Origin of the sequence: Sphaerisporangium krabiense, from assembly GCF_014200435.1 — a bacterium.
In the GTDB taxonomy this organism is placed as follows: Bacteria; Actinomycetota; Actinomycetes; order Streptosporangiales; family Streptosporangiaceae; genus Sphaerisporangium; species Sphaerisporangium krabiense.
In genome coordinates, this window is record NZ_JACHBR010000001.1 from 1,629,380 (window position 1) to 1,648,058 (window position 18,679).

Sequence of the window (18,679 nt, forward strand, 5' to 3'; positions counted from 1 at the left end):
GAGCACGTACTGCTGGGATCACCAGATGTCATCCCGATTCCACCTCCGATCGGCCGAGAGACGGTCCATAGCTGGCCCAACCTATCACAGGCCAGGCCGACCCCCCTAGCTTACAACGCGCATACGGTTCTGATCATGAATAACGGTGCAAAGCACCAGCGCTATTTCCTGTGACCCGCCCGCGGACGTCCGTTCCGCCCGGTTCCCCGTCGCGTGACGGCGGTCCCGGACGCGCCCCGTAGACTCCCCCACGTGCGCGTACTTGTGATTGGTTCCGGGGGCCGCGAGCACGCGCTGTGCCGCGCCCTCGCCCTCGACCCCGCGGTGTCCGAACTGCACTGCGCCCCGGGGAACGCCGGCATCGCCGAGGTGGCGACCACGCATGCCGTGGCGCCGGCCGACCCCGGGCAGGTCACGTCGCTGGCCACGCGCCTGCGCGCGGACCTGGTCGTCGTCGGCCCCGAGGCCCCGCTCGTGGCGGGCGTCGCCGACGCCGTGCGCGCCGCGGGCATCCCCTGCTTCGGCCCCTCCAAGGAGGCGGCCCGCATCGAGGGCTCCAAGGCGTTCGCCAAAGAGGTGATGACGGCGGCCGGGGTGCCGACCGCGGGCGCGCGCGTGTGCGTCACGCGGGAGGAGGCCGAGGCGGCGCTGGACGCCTTCGGCGCGCCGTACGTCGTGAAGGACGACGGGCTCGCGGCGGGCAAGGGCGTCGTGGTGACCTCCGACCGCGAGGAGGCGCTGGCCCACGCCGCGGCCTGCGAGCGCGTGGTCGTCGAGGAGTTCCTCGACGGGCCAGAGGTGTCGCTGTTCGCGCTGTGCGACGGCGCCACCGCCGTCCCGCTCCAGCCCGCGCAGGACTTCAAGCGCGCCTACGACGGCGACAAGGGCCCGAACACCGGCGGCATGGGCGCGTACACGCCGCTGCCGTGGGCGCCGGAGTGGCTGACCGAGCGTGTCATGGACGAGGTCGTTATGCCCACCGTCCGCGAGCTGGCCCGGCGCGGCACGCCGTACACAGGGGTGCTGTACGCGGGGCTGGCGCTGACGTCCGCGGGGCCGAAGGTCATCGAGTTCAACGCGCGCTTCGGCGACCCGGAGACGCAGGTCGTGCTGGACCGCCTGGAGACGCCGCTCGCCGGGCTGCTGCTGGCCTGCGCGACCGGCGCGCTGGCCGGCGAGCCCGCGCCGCGGTACCGCGAGGGCGCCGCCGTGACCGTCGTGGTGGCCGCGGAGAACTACCCGGCCGATCCCGTCAAGGGCGACCGTCTGGAGGGCCTGCGGACGGCGGCGAAGGACGCCTACGTCATCCACGCGGGCACGGCCCTGGACGCCGACGGCCACGTCGTCTCGGCGGGCGGCAGGGTGCTCAGCGTGGTCGGCACCGGCCCCGACGTCGCCGCCGCGCGCGCCGCCGCGTACGCCCTCGTGGACGGCATACGCCTGCGCGGCTCGCACCACCGCACCGACATCGCCGCCCTGGCCTAGAAACGCGCCTGGAGCAGGCTCAGAACCCTTCCACGGCACTTCCCGCCCGCCGGCTTCCGTGTCGCGGATCAGGCGGGTCCGGTGGCGCGCGGGCCCGGCAGCGGCGATGATCCAGGAGAGGCGAGCCTGGAGGAGCGCATGACTGCCGAGCCCGCGGTGCGGGAGAGCGAGACGCCGAAGGTTCAGAGCGACCGCGAGGCCCTGCGCTGGCCGGGGGTGTGGCGGGTGACCGTCACCTCGCGCGCCGCGGACGTGCGGTCCGACGCCGACCGCGCCCTCGCGGCCCGGCGGGAGGAGCCGGGCACGGCCGAGCTGCACGCCTCCATCGTGCGGCAGCTCGACGCCGCCCACGAGTACGCGACGCAGCGGCAGGGCTGGCGGCGGTGGCTGACCGGGCAGGCCATCGAGGCCGCCTGGGCCAACCTGTACGGCGCGACCGTGATGCTGTTCGGCCTGCTCCCGGCCGCCGAGCTTGCCTCCAGGGCGCCAGAGGCGCTGGCCGTCGGCCGCGCCTACCTGCCCGGGGACGACGCGCGCCTCGCCCAGCTCGCGGCCCGTGTCGCGGCGGGCGACGTCGGCGAGGCCGACCGCGGGCTGGTGCAGTCGGTGCTGCGCGCCGCGTACGCGACCGCCGGGATCGAGAGCGGGCGGGTGCGCAGCTTCCGCAACATGCTGCTCGGCGGCGTCGCCGCGCTGACCGTCATCACGGCGGGGCTCGTCGCCGTCGGCGCGATCTGGCCGTCGGCCATCCCGATGTGCGGCAACGGCACGCTGCTCGCCAGCCTGGGGCCGCGCGAGGGCATCCGCGTGTGCCCGGCGGGTGCGGGCGCGCCCTCGCACGGCGACGTGCCGCTGGTCGCGCTCATCGGCATGCTGGGCGCGGCCCTGGCCACCGCGGCGAGCCTGTCCACGCGCTCGGAGCTGACGACGCGCTACTCGCTGGCGGTGGCGCAGAACCTGCTCAAGGCGCCGGCGGGGGTGGCGACGGCCATCATCGGCCTGCTCATCCTGAACTCGGGTTTCGTGCCGGGCTTCGCCGGGCTCAGCTCGCAGACGTCGATCCTGGTGTGGGCGATGGTGTTCGGCTACGCGCAGCAGGTGGTGACCCGTATCGTCGACCAGCGCGCCAACACGTTGCTGCACGCGGCCTCTCCGGACACACCTGCGGGAACCCCCGCGAGGTGACCCGCGCGGGGCGCCGCGGGCCGCGGCGCGGGGGCCGCGCAGTGCGCGGAAACGGGGCGGGCAGGCATCCGGAAACGGCTAATGTGGGCGGATAACTGCGCCGCCGTCCGCGCCTCAGGCGCGTCATTTCTGATATCGAGGAGCCTCATCTTATGGTTCGTTACCGCGTGCGCGGTGGCAACGCCCTGCGCGGAACCGCCTTCATCCAGGGCGCCAAGAACGCCGTGCTCCCGATGATCGGCGCGGCGTTGCTCGCCTCGGAAGGCCGCACGGTCCTGCGCAACGTGCCCATCATCGAGGACGTCCGCCGCGCGGTGGAGCTGGCCGAGGCCGTCGGCGCGAAGGTGGAGCTCCACGAGGCCGAGCGGACGCTCGTCATCGACGCGTCCCGGCTCACGAGCGCCGTGCTGCCCGCCGAGATCGCCCGGCGGTTCCGCGGGTCGGTCCTGTTCGTCCCCGCCCTGCTGCACCGCCTCGGCGAGGCCATCATCGAGGGCATCGGCGGCTGCAACCTGGGCAGCCGCAACCTCGACTTCCACTACCTCGGCTACAAGCGGCTCGGCGCGGTCGTGGACGAGGGCGAGAGCGTCATCCACGTCAAGGCGTCCGGCCTGGCGGGGGCGCCGCTGTACCTCGACACGCCGTCCCACACCGGCACCGAGAACCTCATCATGGCCGCGGCCCTGGCCAAGGGCACCACGATCATCGAGAACGCCGCCCTCGAACCCGAGGTGCTCGACGTCATCGACATGCTCACCAAGATGGGCGCGCGCATCGGCGGCGGCGGCACCGGTTTCATCACGGTCGAGGGCGTCGACGAGCTCACCGCCGTGGAGCACCAGGTCATGCCGGACCGTCTGGACGCGGGCGTGTTCGCGATGGCCGCCGCCATCACCGGCGGCGAGGTGAACCTGGTGGGCGCGTCGCTGGAGCACCTCGGCGTCGTCCGCTGGAAGCTCGAGCAGATGGGCGTCGAGTTCGACACCCACGGCGCGGTGCTGCACGTCCGGCGCGACCGCCCGCTGCGACCGATCAACGTGATCACCGACACCTACCCCGGCTTCGCCACCGACCTGCAGTCGCCCATCATGACGGTGGCGTGCCTCGCCGACGGCAACAGCTACATCCACGAACGCATCTTCGACGGCCGGTTCGCGCTCGCGGGCGAGCTCAACAAGATGGGCGCGCGCATCGCGGTCGAGGGCAGCCGGGCGGTGGTCCACGGCAGCACTCCGCTGACCGGAACGAGCGTCACGGCGCACGATCTGCGGTCCGGAATCGCGCTCGTCCTGGCCGGCCTGGCCGCGTCCGGCGAGACGGTCGTCTCGCCCGGATATCTCATCGACCGCGGTCACCACGACCTCGCGGCGCGTATGAAGGCGCTGGGAGGAGATGTGGTAAGAGAAATTTCCTCTAGCTCGTGACACCGCCCGTAAACCGCCTCTGACCTGTTCTTATGACCCTCTCATCCATACCTTGTCGGCATGGCTGGGGCGCATTCCGGCAAATCCGGGCGTGACATTAGTGCCGCGGCGAGCGATCGTTCCAAAGAGGACTAGACCGGATGGGAGAAGAACCCGTGCCGGGAACGCCGGGAACGCCTACAGGCGAGCCGCCCGGCGCCCCCGCGCGCGGCGGACTCGACCAGTGGATTGGGAGGTCGCGATGCCGGGCGCCCGTGGGGCCGGTACACCGGTTCACGGCACCGCGCGGTGGAGCGGCCTCGAACAGAGGTATGGCGGGATGGGACGAACATTGGTCGAGAGGACCGAGGAAACTCCTCGCGGGTCGCGCGTGGGCGCGTCGGCCCCGGACCTGACGATTGGGGTGGTGGGACCCCATGACCTGGTCGAGCGAGTGATGTTAATGGGTCATGCGGCGGCGCCGGTGCCCAGCCGGCTCGTCGCCGCGGCATACCGAGACGAACAGGAGGCCGCTGACAAGGTGGTCCGGCTCGGACCGGGGGTGGACGCGTGTCTGTTCGCCAGCCCCGTCCCCTACGAGCTGGCCAGACGTTCGGGGGTGCTGACGATCCCCGCGACGTACGTGCAGCTCGGAGGTCCCGCGCTCACCGCGGCGCTGGCTCGGGCCGCACTGGACGAGCGCATCGACCCGCGCAGGGTCAGCGTCGACCTGCTCACCCGCTCGGACGTCGAGGAGGCCTACGCCGACCTCGGTCTTCCGACGGCGGGAGTGCAGACACGTGAGGAGCCGGGTGCGACGGGAACCGTCGCGGCCTACCACGAGCGCCTGATCAGGCAGGGCAGCACGACCGGTGCGCTCACCTGCCTGCCCGCGGTGGCGGACCGGCTGACCGCGGCGGGAGTGCCGACCGTGCGGGTGCGACCCACCTCCGCGGCGATCCGCTCGGCGCTGCACACCGCGGCGCTGCTCGGCGCGCACCACCGGCTGGAGGAGTCGCAGCTCACGGTCGTGCTCATCGAGGTGCCGACGTTACGCGAGCCCGTACGGCGGGCCGCACCCCGGTACTGGCGTGACGAGCTGAGGCTTTCTCTGCATCGTCTGCTGGTGCAGGAGGCCAATCGCATGAACGCCGCCGTATGGGCGATCGACGATCACAGCTATCTGGTCACGGCGACGCGCGGCTCGATGGCCGCCGCCACCGACGGCTTCCGTGTCCTGCCCTTCGCCGCGCGCATCCGCGACGAGCTCGGCCTGGCGGTCGAGGTGGGCGTGGGCATGGGCCGGACGACCCACGACGCGGAGACCCACGCGAGGGCCGCTCTGGCCCGCACACAGGCGGGCAAGCAGCCTCAGGGCTTCGCGGTGGACAGAGAGGGCCGCACGCTCGTGCCGGCGCCCCGGATGCCTCCTCAGGCGCCGGGACAGGGCAGGCCGAAGGGCGTGGAGGTCCTCGCACGGCTGGCCGCCAAGCTCGAAGGCGGCGACACGATCGTGGACGCGGAGAGCGCCGGGCGCATGCTCGGAGTGACTCCCCGCACGGCCCGGCGGCTGCTGCGCACGTTGGTTGACGAGGGACTCGCGTGGCCGCTACCGCCGAATCGCACACCACAGCCGGGGCGTCCGCGCCAGCTCTACCGGTTGATCGTGGAGAAGCTCGGCCCGCGCTAGCTTTCGGCGGGTCATCCGTGTGGGGCGGATGACCCGTGAGCGGCCCTCCGTCAGGGGGACGGCGGGCCGCTCGGCACGAAGGCAGGCGTGGCCCGTCCCTGCGGGGACGGGCGACGAGCTCTTCCGAGGTCGCCCGGGCACGGGCCGCGCCGGCGCGGGCGCCGCCCGTGCCCGGGTTCCGCGCGCCCGTGTCACGGTCGGCGTGCGTGTGCCCGTGTCACGGTGCGTGTCCGGCGTTCGCGTGCCCGCGTCGCGGCCGTTTCGGTCGCGATTTCGAAAGTATTGACGGTATCCCGGCCCGACCTGCCCGGGAGCCGACGGGGACGGCCGATCCACAGGCTGTGGATAACTCGGCGTTAGCCGCACAAGACGCATTCCTCTACCGAGATGCGAAAATGTGATGTCCGAGTGTCGTGACGAAGCCAGTTATCCACACCCATGTGGACAAACCTGTGGTAGTGCGGCCCCCTTCCAACGCGTAGTCCGAAACCCGCATGAATCAGACGGGGGCCGCCCGTTATTGTCATGAGTCATGGGGCAGAACACTCGTGACATCAGGGTCTGGGCCGCGCTCGCGATCGTCTACGTCGTGTGGGGATCCACCTACCTCGGCATCCGGATCACCATCGAGACCATTCCCCCGATGCTGAGCGGCGGCGTCCGCTTCGTACTCTCCGGCCTCATCCTCGGCCTCGTGCTGGCGCTGACCCGGGGCCGCGCCGTCTTCCGCATGACGCGCGCGGAGTTCCTCGGCGCGTCCGTGGTCGGCGTCCTCCTGCTCACGGCCGGCAACGGCATGGTGTCGGTGGCCGAGAAGTACATCTCCTCGGGCCTGGCGGCCCTCCTGGTGGCCTCCGTGCCGCTGTGGCTGGTCATCTTCCGCGTGGCCGTCCGCGACCGCCCACACGCGCTCACGGTGACCGGCGTGCTCGTCGGGTTCTGCGGCGTCGCCGGCCTCTCGCTGACCGGCGGCGGCTCCGGCGCCGCCGCCGGCATCGTGATCATCCTCTGCGGCGCGCTGGCCTGGTCGGTCGGCTCGTTCCTGTCCGGCCGCCTCCCCATGCCCAAGGACCCTTTCACCGCGAGCACGGTAGAGATGCTCGTGGGCGGCGTGGTGATGCTCGCCGTCAGCCCCCTGCTCGGCGAGCACGTCGACGTCGGAGCCGTCGGCACCGGCTCGTGGGTGGCGCTCACCTATTTGGTGCTCGTCGGCTCGCTGGCCGGCTTCACCTCGTACGTGTGGCTGCTCGGCAACGCGCCCATCTCGCTGGTCTCGACGTACGCGTACGTCAACCCCGTCGTGGCGGTGGTCCTCGGCGTGGTCGTGCTCGACGAGAGCGTGACGGCGCAGATGTTCGCCGCGGGCGCCGTGATCGTCCTCGGCGTGGCCCTGGTGGTGTCGACGGAACGGCGCGGCCGGCGCGCGGGGGACGCGGCGCCGGCCGGGAAGAGCGAGCTCAGCCGGTCCTGAACCGCGCGGCGGCGTCGAGGAAGGCGTCATTGGCCTCGGGAGAGCCGACGGAGACGCGCGCCCCCTCGCCCAGCGGGCGCACGGCGACGCCGTCCACCGCGCAGTGCTCGGCGAACTCCGCGGTGCGCTCGCCGAGGCGCAGCCACACGAAGTTGGCCTCGGTGGGCGGCACCGCCCAGCCCTGGCCGAGCAGCGCCTCGCGCACGCGGGTGCGCTCCTTCACCACGGTCTCGACGCGTTCGAGCAGTTCGTCCTCGGCGGCCAGCGACGCGATCGCCGCCGCCTGCGCGATGCTGTTGACCGCGAACGGCACCGTCGTCTTGCGCACGGCCGAGGCGACAGGCTCCTGCGCGACCAGGTAGCCCACGCGCAGGCCCGCGAGCCCGTAGGCCTTGGAGAACGTGCGCAGCACCGCGACGTTCGGCCGGTCGCCGTACAGGCCGAGACCGTCGGGCACGTCGGCGTCGCGCACGTACTCGCGGTAGGCCTCGTCCAGGACGACGAGGACGTCCTCCGGCACCCGGTCGAGGAACGCCGTCAGCTCGGCGGTCCGGTTGACCGTACCGGTGGGGTTGTTGGGGTTGCACACGAAGACCATGCGGGTGGCCGGGGTGACGGCGGCGGCCATCGCCTCCAGGTCGTGGGTCTCCTCGACCAGGGGGACCCGGACGGAGGTGACGCCCGCCAGGTCGGCGAGCAGCGGGTACGCCTCGAAGGAGCGCCAGGCGTAGATCACCTCGGCGCCCGGCTCCCCCACCGTCTCGAAGAGCTGCTGGGCGACCGTGACCGACCCCGCGCCGAGCGCGATGTGCTCCTGCGGCACGCCGAGACGCGCCGACAGCGCCTCGGTCAGGCGCGCGCAGCCCGGGTCGGGATAGCGGTGGATCTCGCGCGCCGCGGCGGCGATGGCCTCGACCACCGACGGCAGCGGGTCGTAGGGCGACTCGTTGGACGACAGTTTGAAGGACCGGCCGTCGGCGGAGACCACGGCCTTCCCCGCCCGGTAGGCGGGCAACGCATCGAGAATCGGGCGGAAACGCGGCATGGCTTTACCCTACGACGAGCTGCCGGGACGGCGGACGGCCCGCCCCCGCCCGACATTTCGGGCGTCAGCCGCCCGCGGCCCGGGTCATCCCGCCAGCCGCAGCATCGGCGGGTGCAGCAGCTCGGCCGGGCCCCGCCGGTACAGCATCGCCGGACGGCCGCCGTCCCGGGTGGTCGTGCGTCCCGTGGGCACCAGGAAGCCGTCGGCCTTGGTGACCTTGCGGTGGAAGTTGCGCGGGTCCAGGGCCCGCCCCCAGACGATCTCGTAGACCCGGCGCAGGTCGGCCACCGTGAACTCCGCCGGGCAGAACGCCGCGCCGAGCGAGGTGTACTCCAGCTTGGCCCCGGCGCGCTCGATGCCGTCCAGGACGATCCTGCGGTGGTCGAAGGCCATGGTCTGCAGGGACGACACCGGCTGCCAGCTCATGTGGGCCTCGGTCGGGGCCGGCAGGTCCGGCGCGAGGCCCAGGTAGGCGACGCTGACGACGCGCTGGCGCGGGTCGCGGTCGGGGTAGCCGTACGTCCGCAGCTGCTCCAGGTGGACGGGCGCCCCGGGCAGCCCGGCCCGCTCGGCGAGCACGCGCGCCGCGGCGGCGGGCAGGTCCTCCTCCAGTTGGATGAAGCCGCCGGACAGCGCCCAGCGGCCTTCGTAGGGAGGGCGGTCGCGCCGCCAGACCAGAGCGCTCAGCTGCTGGCAGCGCACGGTGAGGACGACGAGATCCACGCTGACGGGTATGCGCGGGACCATGGCACGCACGTTACACCGAGACCCGGGGTGCCGGAGCCGTCACGTCTCGCGGTTGAGGTACACCGGCGCGTTGCTCTGCCGCCCGTCCTCGGAGGTCACGTCGACGCGGATCCACGCGCCCGCGGGCACGGACTCCCAGTCGACCGGGACCCACAGCCGCTGGACGCCGGCGGGCAGCCCGGGGATCGGGGTCCGGTCCGACCAGCCGGCCTCCGCGGAGTCCACCGTGCGCGGCTCCTCGGCGCCGAACCAGCTCAGGGTCACGGTGCCCCCGGCCAGGTTGTAGCCGCGTATCTCGATCCCGCCCTGGATGCCCCGCGAGCCCGGCACCACCTGGATGGGGATGGGCCGGTCCCAGTCGCGTTCCACCTGCTCGGCCAGGGTGGGCGAGCCGCAGGTGAAGAAGCTGCTCCACTTGTAGGAGATGATCTTGGAGACGTACGGCCCGGCGAACGCGACGGCCGCGTCCAGGCGCTTCTTGTCGGTGACGCCCCGCTTGCCGCCCGCCTCGCAGGCGCCGTCGCCCTCAGGCTCGAACGCCTCCACGTTGGCCCAGAGCTGCACCTCGTCCCCCTCGGTGCGCAGCTCGGCCAGCGCCTCGGCCATCACGCGGTAGTAGTCGCGCGTGGAGCCGTGGTAGGCGTCGCCGTAGGAGGTGTCGCCCACGACCGGTTTGAGGCGGTCGTCCACGGCCTGCCCCTTGAGGTTGGGCCAGTACAGGCCGACCTTGCCGGTGCCCCGGCTGTCCTGCGGGGCGATGATGCCGACCCCTGTGCGGGCCAGCGCCTTGAAGCCCTCCTTGACCTGCGCGGGCGTGGCGGTGAACGCCTTGCCCTTGCGCGCGTCGAGGTACGGGCTGACCAGGATCGGCTTGCCGGGCAGCTCCTGCTGGACGATGTCGTGCTGCTGGGCGTACACCTGCAACGTCGGCACCTTGGCCGGGTCCGGCCATTCCCTGAGCTGGAGCTCGAACGGCTGGTACACCCCGCCGAGCGAGGCGCGGTCCCGGAAGCGGTCGCCGTAGTCCTGCAGGATGCGCCGGGTCAGCGTGGTCAGCGTCCCGATGTGCCGGGGGTCGGCCTTGGTGCTCTCCAGGCGGTCGCGCGGGGCCACCGGCAGGGCGGGGAAGACCTTCATCGCGAAGCGGTCGGCGAGGTCGAGGATCTCGGTGAGGCTGTCCTGCGCGGCGGCCTCGATCAGCACGAGGTGGTAGCCGCGCCCGCGGGAGGTGAAGTCGCAGGTCGGGTCGTCCGAGCCGTCGTCGGGGGCGATGACCCGGTAGTACACCTGGTCGCCGATCGGGATCGTGTGCTCCATCTGCGGGCAGCGGAACAGCCCGGGGCCGTACGCCTCGTCGGTGCGGTAGACGTAGGTCCAGGTGATCCGGTTGCCGGGGTTGGCGGCCTTGAGCGCCGACTCGGCGGCCTGCGCGCAGGTCATGCCGTTCTCCACGCACCGGGTGTAGCGGGGGTCGGGCGCGGCGCCGTCGGAGGTCATCACGCGGCCGTCCTGGTCCACCGGGCGCGGCGACAGCCCGTACCCCAGGCGCACGACGGTGTCGCCGCCGACGCGGTGGATGGCCTGGAGCTGGCTGCGCCAGGTGCAGTGGTCGGAGGTGGGCACCAGCCAGTAGCCGGTCACCGCGTACGGGGTGGGGCTGGTGGTGTCGAACGTTCCGCAGGGGTCGCTGAAGACGCTGGTCGACGGCGTGGGGCTGCCGGGGGCCGAGCCCGTCGCGGCGGTGCGCGCGCCGCTCGACGGCTCCCGGGAGGAGTCGGGGATGACGAGGATCATGGCCGCGACGGCGGTCAGCAGAACCGCTCCCAAGAGCAGAAAGAGGCCGCGCACCTTCAGGACATTACCGTTTCTTTAATGTGGCCCGGATAAAGATCACGACCGGGGCGCGGCCCCCGCCCACGTTTCGAGCTGGGTGACGAACCGGCGGGCGGAGTTCGGCCAGTGGTGGTTGGCGCGGGCGGCGGCGTACCCGCGCGCCCCCGCGGCCCGGCGGGCGGCCGGGTCGTTGCGCAGCTTCAGGATGGCCCGCACGACGGCCTCGGGATCGCGCCAGGGCACGACCAGGCCGCTCTGGTACCGCTCCACCAGCTCGACGGCCCGGGGCGACGGCGTGGTGATCACGGGGATGCCGTGCGCCATGTACTCGACGATCTTGGTCGGCATGGAGTGCCGGTAGTTGGGCTCGTCGTGCAGCAGCGACAGTCCGGCGAGCGCGCCGTCCAGCCGCTTCAGCGCCTCGTCGTTCGGCATGAAGTCGCGCCACTCCAGCACGCCCTTGGCCACGGCCTCGTTAAGGATGGGCCGGCTCTGCGGATCGGCGTACCCGATCAGCTCCACCGCGACGCGGTGCTCCTGGAGCAGCCGCCCCACCTCGACGGCCTCCCGCACGCCCCGGGCCTCCGACAGCCAGCCCAGGTACACGACGCGGTCGTCGGACGGCTCGCTGACGTGGTCGGGCACCCAGGTCTCGTTCGGCACGACCAGGTGCGCCTGGTGGAACCGGCCCGCGTACGCGGTCTCGGCCAGCAGCAGGTGCAGGTGACGCTCGGCGGTGCCCTCGAGCAGCCGCGCGAGGAACCGCACCGGGGGACGCAGGAACGACGGCAGCCACGGCTTGAGCGACAGCGTGGCGGGGGTGTCCTCGTGGACGTCCCACACCACGGGCGGGCGCTTGCGCACGCCCGCCACCGCCAGCAGCAGCTCCGGGTCGTGGATCAGCGCCAGGTCGACCTTTCCGCGCAGGCTCTTGAAGAGCTTGCGCGCGGCCCGCACGGCCGCCAGGCGCTTGCGCTCGGCGGCCCTCGGCAGGTCCACCCCGGTCACCCACGACCTCGGCACGACGCCGCGCGCGGAGTACGGTGCGGCGTAGGTGACGTCATGTCCGGCGTCCACGAGCGCGCGGATCTGCCTGTGCAGGATCCGGGCGTCCTCAGGGTGGTGGACCACCGTCATGACAAGCACGTGCACGCGCCGACCCTCCGTCGTCAGAGCCGCTCGACGCGATCGCCCTCGGAGAGGACGCCCCGGGTGTCGAGAAGTAGAAGTGCTCGTTTCTCCACCATTTCCAGGTCGAACGCGGAGTGCTGCTGGAGCAGCACGGTGACGTCGGCGTTCTCGACGCCCTCCGCGAGGTCCTCGACGCGCGGGACCTCGACCCCGTCGACCGCCCACCGCTTGACGTAGGGGTCGGCGAAGACGAGCTCGGCGCCGAGCTCGCGGAGCACCCGGGCGACCGGCACGGCGGGCGTCTCGCGCTCGTCGGCGATGTCGGGCTTGTAGGTGACGCCCATCAGCAGCACGCGCGAGCCGTTGACGGCCTTCTTGGCACGGTTCAGGAGGCGCGAGACGCGGGCCACCACGTACTGCGGCATGCGCTCGTTGATCTCCTGCGCCAGCTCGACGAACCGGAACGGGTAGCCGAGCTTGCGCACCGCGTGGGACAGGTAGGACGGGTCCACCGGGATGCAGTGGCCGCCGACCCCCGGGCCCGGCAGGAACTTCTGGAAGCCGAACGGCTTGGTCGCCGCCGCCTCGATGGACTCCCAGAGGTTCACGCCCAGCTCGTCGCAGAAGATCGCCATCTCGTTGACGAGCGCGATGTTGACGTGCCGGTAGGTGTTCTCCAGCAGCTTGGCCATCTCGGCCTCGCGGGTGCCGCTGACGGTCACGACCTGCTCGATGAACCGGGCGTAGAACCCGGCCGCGCGGTCGCGGCACTCCGGGGTGTAGCCGCCCACGACCTTCGGCGTGTTGCGCAGGCCGTACTTGGCGTTGCCCGGGTCGATGCGCTCCGGCGAGAAGGCCAGGTGGAAGTCCGCGCCGGCGCTCAGGCCGGAGGCGTCCTCCAGGATCGGGCGGACCACCTCGTCGGTGGTGCCGGGGTAGGTGGTGGACTCCAGCACGACCAGGCTGCCCCGCTGGAGGTACCGGCCGACGGATCCGACGGCGCCGCGCACGGCCGACAGGTCCGGCCGGTGGTCCTCGTCGAGGGGCGTCGGGACGCAGATGACGATGGTGTCGCTGGCGGCCAGCACCGCCTGGTCCAGCGTGGCGGTGAAACCGGCCGCCAGCATGGAGTCCAGGTCGTGGTCGCTCAGGTCATCGATGTAGGAGTGGCCGGAGTTGAGCGCGTCGACCTTGCGCGGGTCGACGTCCAGGCCGACCACGCGCAGACCGGCCGCCGTGGCCTCCTTGGCCAAAGGCATGCCGACGTATCCCAGGCCGATGACCGCGAGATCGTATGCGCTCACGACACGCCCTGAGGAAGTCCGAAACAACGCTGCATGGTGGCAAAGGCTATCTCAAGTCCACGCAGATCACGTCTAATGCGCTTGAACGGCTGGCGAAGTGCCACATTCCAATCGTTCATGACACGTAGTTCACCGCGCAAGCGTTCGATAGAGGTCCCGGTAGGTCTCCGCCACCCGGCCCCACGTGCGCTTCGCGGCCACCTCCGCCCGGCCCGCCTCGCCCATCTCGGCCCGCCGCGCGGGGTCCTCCCGCAGCCCGGCCAGAGCCTTGGCGAGCTCCGCCGGGTCGCCCGGCGGCACGAGCAGCCCCGCGCCGTCCGAGCCGACCAGCTCCGACAGCGCCGGCAGGTCGCTGAGCACGACCGGCTTGCCGAGCGCCATGGCCTCCACGGGCTTCAGGGGGGTGACCAGCCGGGTCACGCGCAGGTCGTCGCGCGGGCAGACGAAGATGTCGATGGCCGCCTGCGCCTGGAGCGCCTCCTCGGGGCCGACCCTGCCGGGCAGCACGGCGAGGTCGCCGAGGCGCAGCTTCTCGGCCTGCGCCAGCAGCGCGGGCCGCTCGGCGCCGTCGCCCACGATCAGGACCCGCACGGGCGTGCCCCCGTCGCGCAGCAGCGCGGCGGCCGAGAGCAGCGTCGCGAACCCCTCGTAGCCGACGATGCTGGACACCGAACCCACGACGATCTCGCCCGGCGCGATGCCGTACGCGGCGCGGAAGGCGGCGCCGTCGTAGTCGGCGGTCAGCAGCGTGTCGTCCACGGCGTTCGGGGCGAGGAAGATGCGCTCCCTCGGCACGCCGCGCTCGACGATCTCGACGGCCATGGTCTCGGCGAGCGTCACCACCGCGTCCGCCGAGCGCATGATGTGCGCCTCGCGGTCGCGCTGCAGCAGGTGCCGCTCGCTGCCGACCCTGGCGGCGTCGCGCGAGGCCCAGGTCTCCTCCAGGAACCCGCGCACCTCGTAGACGAACGGCGTGCCGGTGCGCTCGCGCGCGGCCAGCGCCACCGAGCCGTTGCGGTGGTCGGTCGCGGCGTGCAGGACCTGGGGCCGCAGCGTCCTGACCAGCTCGGTCACCTCGCCGGCGCCGCGGATCATGCGGCCGCGGCTCTCGAAGGGGACCTCGCCGCTCGGCAGCAGGCGGTGGTAGGGGACGCCGTCGATCTCCTCGTACGGCTCGGCGTCGGCGTGCCCCTGCAGCATGGGCCAGCCCCAGCTCGTCACCACGTGCGGGTCGAGGCCCGCGGCGCGCTGGGCGGTGACGATGCGGTGGGTGCGGACGGTGTACCCGGCCTGGGTGTAGGGCAGCGCGTTGGTGACGCAGTGCAGCACGCGGCCCTCGACGCGCTCGCCCACGATCGCCTTGGACTTGGGCGGGATCGGGTTCGGGCTGATCGCGGCCTTCTCGCCCTCGTAGTAGGCGATGCGGCGGCGGATGAACGGCCAGCGGGCGTGCGGGCGCAGGACCTCGACGGCCTTGGTCATGCGGCCCTTCTCGAACTCCTCCTTGGCCGCCTCCAGCGGGCCGTCGGCCATGCGGCGCGCGATCTTGCGGGCCGTGACCTTGACGACGCGGGCCACCGGCCAGGCGACCCGGCCGACGGCGGGACGCAGGCTCGGCGGCATGGCCTCGGCCGCGGCCTGGGCCACACGCATGGGGTCGGACTTGACCCTGGTGACCAGGACACGGGAGACGATGACCGGATTGCGGACGAAGCCCTTGAGGAAGCCGCGCAGGCCGGCGCGAGCCGACTTGGGGGATACCTTCTCGGGCCGGCTGGCCTCGGAAACCACGCGGCGACCGTACCATAGGCAACGCTTGGCCCACCTGGGCATAGTTGACCTGTATCCGGCTGAAAGGCGAGGTCAATGAGGGAAAATCCCCTCGTTTTGCATGTGCTGGGCGCTCGTCCCAACTTCGTCAAGGCGGCGCCCGTCGTGCGCGGCCTCGCCGAGCTCGGGATCCGGCAGGGCATCGTCCACACCGGTCAGCACTACGACGCCCTGATGTCGGACGTCTTCTTCGCCGATCTCGGCCTCCCCGAGCCGATCGCCAACCTCGGCGTCGGCTCCGGCAGCCACGCGCGCCAGACGGCCGCGCTGCTCGTCGGCCTGGAGGAGGTCGTGCTGGAGCACTCCCCCGACCTGGTCGTGGTGTACGGGGACGTCAACTCCACGCTGGCGGCGATCCTGGTCTGCGCCAAGCTGCACGTGCCCACGGCGCACGTCGAGGCGGGGCTGCGGTCCTTCGACCGCGAGATGCCCGAGGAGGTCAACCGGGTCGTCACCGACGCGCTCGCCGACATCCTGCTGGTGACCAGCCCGGACGGGCTCTCCCACCTCGCCGACGAGGGGATCGCGGCGAGCAGGGTCCACCTGGTCGGCAACCCCATGATCGACAGCCTCTTCTCGGCGCTGCCGCTGCTGGACCCGGCGCCGGTGAAGGCGCGGCTCGGCCTGCCCGAGCGGTACGCCGTCGCCACCCTGCACCGCCCGGCCAACGTGGACGACCCGGAGGCGGCCCGCGAGCTGGTCGAGGCCGTCCTCGCGGTGGGCGAGCAGGTGCCGATCGTGGTTCCCCTGCACCCGCGCGGGCGCACCCGCCTCGCCGAGGCGGGCCTGGTGACCGGCGACGACCTCACGATCATCGACCCGCTCGGGTACGTCGAGTTCCTCTCGCTGGTGCGCGGCGCGGCGCTGGTCGTCACCGACTCCGGCGGCGTGCAGGAGGAGACGACCATGCTGGGCGTCCCCTGCCTGACCGTCCGCGCGAACACCGAGCGGCCCGTCACGATCACGCACGGCACCAACCGCCTGGTCACCCCGGCCACGCTGCCCGCGGCGGCCTCCAAGGCGCTGGCCGACGGCGCGGCGACCCCGAGCGGCGACCTGCCGCCGCTGTGGGACGGCAAGGCGGGGCCGCGCATCGCCCGCGTGATCGAGGCGTGGCTGCGCGGCGACAACCTCTCGCCCGCGTCCCAGGGCGTCTCGCCCGCCGCATCCTGATCCGGGCATTCGACCGGAGACAACCATCTACCCGCGGCGAACGTCGTACGATCGGACATTCCCGGGCACGTGCCAACGGACCGCGAGGCCCGGGAATGACGCGGAGTTCGGACCTAGGGGGCAAGTCAGGCCATGGCCGAGAGTGACCAGGTGAACCCGGACGAGCCGCGTTTCCAGCGCCTCGGGGCGGCCAACTGGCTGCCGGAGGAGCGCAAGGTCGTCGAGCGGTACGAGGAGCGCATCCGCGACCTGGAGCGCAGGCTCGCCACGGCCGAGGCGCGGGCCGAGTACGCCCAGTGGCAGCTCTCGGCGACCAAGGCGCAGCGCCCGTACCGGGTGAGCACGGCGCTGGCCGGCGCCAAGCGCCCCGCCAAGCTCGTCAAGCTCCCCCGCGACCTGTCGAAGGCGCTGAAGCCCAAGAAGGCGCCCAAGGCCCCCGCGACCGTCACCGCGAGCGCCGCGGCCATCGACGCCGTGCTCGCGCACGCCCCCGAGGTCAAGATCCCGAACCTGGCCTGGCCGGACGGCCCGGTGGCCCGGCCGGACCTGAAGGTCGCCGTCATCCTGGACGACTTCTCCCGGATGGCGTTCAAGTACGAGTGGGACCAGATCGAGTTCGGCCTCAAGGACTGGCCGGAGATCTTCGCGGCCAAGCGCCCGGACATCCTGTTCTGCGAGTCGGCCTGGCACGGCAACCAGGGCCGCTGGCGCTACCAGATGACCGGGACGAACGCCCCCAAGCAGGAGCTTCGCGACCTCCTCGCCTGGTGCAAGGAGCAGGGCATCCCCACGGTCTTCTGGAACAAGGAGGACCCGCCCAACTTCGACTTCTTCATCGACACGGCCAAGCTGTTCGACCTCGTCTACACGTGCGACGGCGACATGCTGCCGAAGTATCGCGAAATATTGGGACACGACCGGGTGGACGTGCTGCAGTTCGCGGCGCAGCCGCGCGTGCACAACCCCATCCAGACCAAGCAGGGCCGTCCCTACGACGTGGTGTTCGCGGGCATGTACTTCCGCGACAAGCACCCCGAGCGGCGCGAGCAGATGGAGACCGTGATCGCCCCGACGCGGGAGCTCGGCCTGCACATCTTCGCCCGCAACGAGAAGGCCGGCGACAAGTACGCCTGGCCCGCCGAGTACCGCCCGCACATCGTCGGCGAGCTGCCGTACGAGCAGATGCTGGCCGCGTACAAGATGTACAAGGTCTTCCTGAACGTCAACTCCGTCATCGACTCGCCCACCATGTGCGCCCGCCGGGTGTTCGAGCTGTCCGCCTGCTCCACCACCGTGCTGTCGGGCTGGTCGCGCGCCATCGAGGAGACCTTCGGGCCGCTGATCCCCATCGCGCACACCCAGGAGGAGGCCTACAACCAGGCCCTCTACCTCATCAACAGCCCCGAGCTGCGCGCGCGGCAGAGCCACCTCGCCATGCGCGAGGTCTTCGACAAGCACCTCTTCTCCCACCGCGTGGACCAGATCCTCGCCGCGCTCGGCCGTCCGGTGCGGGTGCGATCCCGGAGCGTCTCGGTCGTGCTGCCCACCAACCGCGCGGGCCAGCTCGAACACGCCATCGCGCAGGTCGCGCGCCAGCGGCACCGCGACCTCGAGCTGATCCTCGTCCTGCACGGCCTGGAGATCGACCCCGCGGTGGTCCGCGACAAGGCGCTGGCCGCCGGGGTGCCCGCCGTCAAGGTGCTCACCGCCGCCGCCTCGCTCACGCTCGGCGAGGTGCTGAACGTCGGCATCGCCCAGGCCGAGGGCGACTACATCGCCAAGATGGACGACGACAACCTCTACGGCGCCCACTACCTGTCGGACCTGCTGCGCGCGTTCGACTACGCCGACGCCGAGATGGTCGGCAAGGGCGCCCACTACACGTATTTCCCCGCGACCGACACGACCGTGATGCGGCTGCCCGGCCTGGAGCACCGCTACGCCCACCTGGTGCAGGGCGCGACGATCCTCGCCACGGCGGACCTGATGCGGACGTACGCCTTCGAGGCCGTCAACGCGGGCGAGGACACCCGGCTCGTGCGGCGCCTGAAGGAGGACGGCGTCCGCATCTACTCGGCGGACCGCTTCAACTTCGTCTACATGCGCGGCGCCGACGCCTCGGCCCACACCTGGAAGGCGCAGGACTACAAGCTCACCAGAAACGCCCAGTTCTGCTTCGTGGGCCACCCCGACGCCCACGTGATGATCTAGGGCGAGCCCGCGGCCGGCGCCCCGGCACCGGACCGGCCGCGACGAACCCGTCATGTCCTCTTTGTCAGATCTTGACGTTCGTCAGATGTTCCGGTTGATTTGCCTCAGTCCTGCGGATCGATACCTCGGAGGAGGTATGGGGGGTCTGACGCGGGATCAGTCCTGTTCTCA

13 protein-coding genes are annotated in these 18,679 nt (G+C 71.9%); 7 read left to right on the top strand and 6 right to left on the bottom strand.

Annotation, left to right across the window (positions count from 1 at the left end; all coding sequences use genetic code 11):
* Positions 1-252 precede the first annotated feature (252 nt).
* The 5 genes from purD (at position 253) to BJ981_RS07060 (ending at position 7,234) form a co-directional block, all read left to right on the top strand.
* Positions 253-1,485, top strand: a complete 1,233-nt coding sequence (gene purD / locus BJ981_RS07040; RefSeq protein ID WP_184609109.1) for a phosphoribosylamine--glycine ligase — start codon at positions 253-255, stop codon at positions 1,483-1,485.
* 138 nt (positions 1,486-1,623) lie between these two features.
* Positions 1,624-2,670 carry a hypothetical protein gene (locus tag BJ981_RS07045; RefSeq protein WP_184609111.1) on the top strand — a complete coding sequence of 349 codons (1,047 nt, stop codon included), beginning with the start codon at positions 1,624-1,626 and terminating at the stop codon, positions 2,668-2,670.
* Between the two features lie 152 nt (positions 2,671-2,822).
* Positions 2,823-4,094, top strand: a complete 1,272-nt coding sequence (murA, locus tag BJ981_RS07050; RefSeq protein ID WP_184609112.1) for a UDP-N-acetylglucosamine 1-carboxyvinyltransferase — start codon at positions 2,823-2,825, stop codon at positions 4,092-4,094.
* A 421-nt stretch (positions 4,095-4,515) separates the two neighbouring features.
* Complete coding sequence (locus tag BJ981_RS07055; protein WP_184615749.1) at positions 4,516-5,763, top strand: GTP cyclohydrolase IIa; 1,248 nt, start codon at positions 4,516-4,518, stop codon at positions 5,761-5,763.
* Between the two features lie 532 nt (positions 5,764-6,295).
* Positions 6,296-7,234, top strand: a complete 939-nt coding sequence (locus BJ981_RS07060; RefSeq protein WP_184609114.1) for an EamA family transporter — start codon at positions 6,296-6,298, stop codon at positions 7,232-7,234.
* On the opposite strand, the gene hisC is transcribed toward BJ981_RS07060, so the two are convergent.
* From hisC to BJ981_RS07090, 6 genes are all read right to left on the bottom strand, one after another.
* The gene (gene hisC, locus BJ981_RS07065; protein ID WP_184609115.1) at positions 7,221-8,279 is read right to left on the bottom strand and encodes a histidinol-phosphate transaminase; all 1,059 of its coding nucleotides are present in this window, start codon (positions 8,277-8,279) and stop codon (positions 7,221-7,223) included. The genes BJ981_RS07060 and hisC overlap by 14 nt on opposite strands.
* Positions 8,280-8,363: 84 nt before the next feature.
* A complete protein-coding gene (locus BJ981_RS07070; protein WP_184609117.1) occupies positions 8,364-9,026 on the bottom strand; it encodes an NUDIX hydrolase in 663 nt (220 codons plus the stop codon).
* 39 nt (positions 9,027-9,065) lie between these two features.
* Positions 9,066-10,874, bottom strand: coding sequence for a DUF4434 domain-containing protein (locus tag BJ981_RS07075; RefSeq protein WP_184609119.1), 1,809 nt, complete (start codon positions 10,872-10,874; stop codon positions 9,066-9,068).
* Positions 10,875-10,916: 42 nt separating this feature from the next.
* Positions 10,917-12,011 (bottom strand): glycosyltransferase, encoded by a 1,095-nt coding sequence (locus tag BJ981_RS07080; RefSeq protein ID WP_184609121.1) that lies wholly within the window; start codon positions 12,009-12,011, stop codon positions 10,917-10,919.
* A 17-nt stretch (positions 12,012-12,028) separates the two neighbouring features.
* Positions 12,029-13,294 (bottom strand): nucleotide sugar dehydrogenase, encoded by a 1,266-nt coding sequence (locus tag BJ981_RS07085; protein WP_184609126.1) that lies wholly within the window; start codon positions 13,292-13,294, stop codon positions 12,029-12,031.
* Positions 13,295-13,423: 129 nt separating this feature from the next.
* Positions 13,424-15,085 carry a glycosyltransferase family 4 protein gene (locus BJ981_RS07090; RefSeq protein WP_239139316.1) on the bottom strand — a complete coding sequence of 554 codons (1,662 nt, stop codon included), beginning with the start codon at positions 15,083-15,085 and terminating at the stop codon, positions 13,424-13,426.
* 75 nt (positions 15,086-15,160) lie between these two features.
* Between BJ981_RS07090 and wecB the strand changes: the two genes are divergently transcribed.
* Positions 15,161-16,297, top strand: a complete 1,137-nt coding sequence (gene wecB / locus BJ981_RS07095) for a non-hydrolyzing UDP-N-acetylglucosamine 2-epimerase (RefSeq protein WP_184609129.1) — start codon at positions 15,161-15,163, stop codon at positions 16,295-16,297.
* Between the two features lie 132 nt (positions 16,298-16,429).
* Complete coding sequence (locus BJ981_RS07100) at positions 16,430-18,508, top strand: glycosyltransferase family protein (protein ID WP_184609131.1); 2,079 nt, start codon at positions 16,430-16,432, stop codon at positions 18,506-18,508.
* Positions 18,509-18,679: the final 171 nt, after the last annotated feature.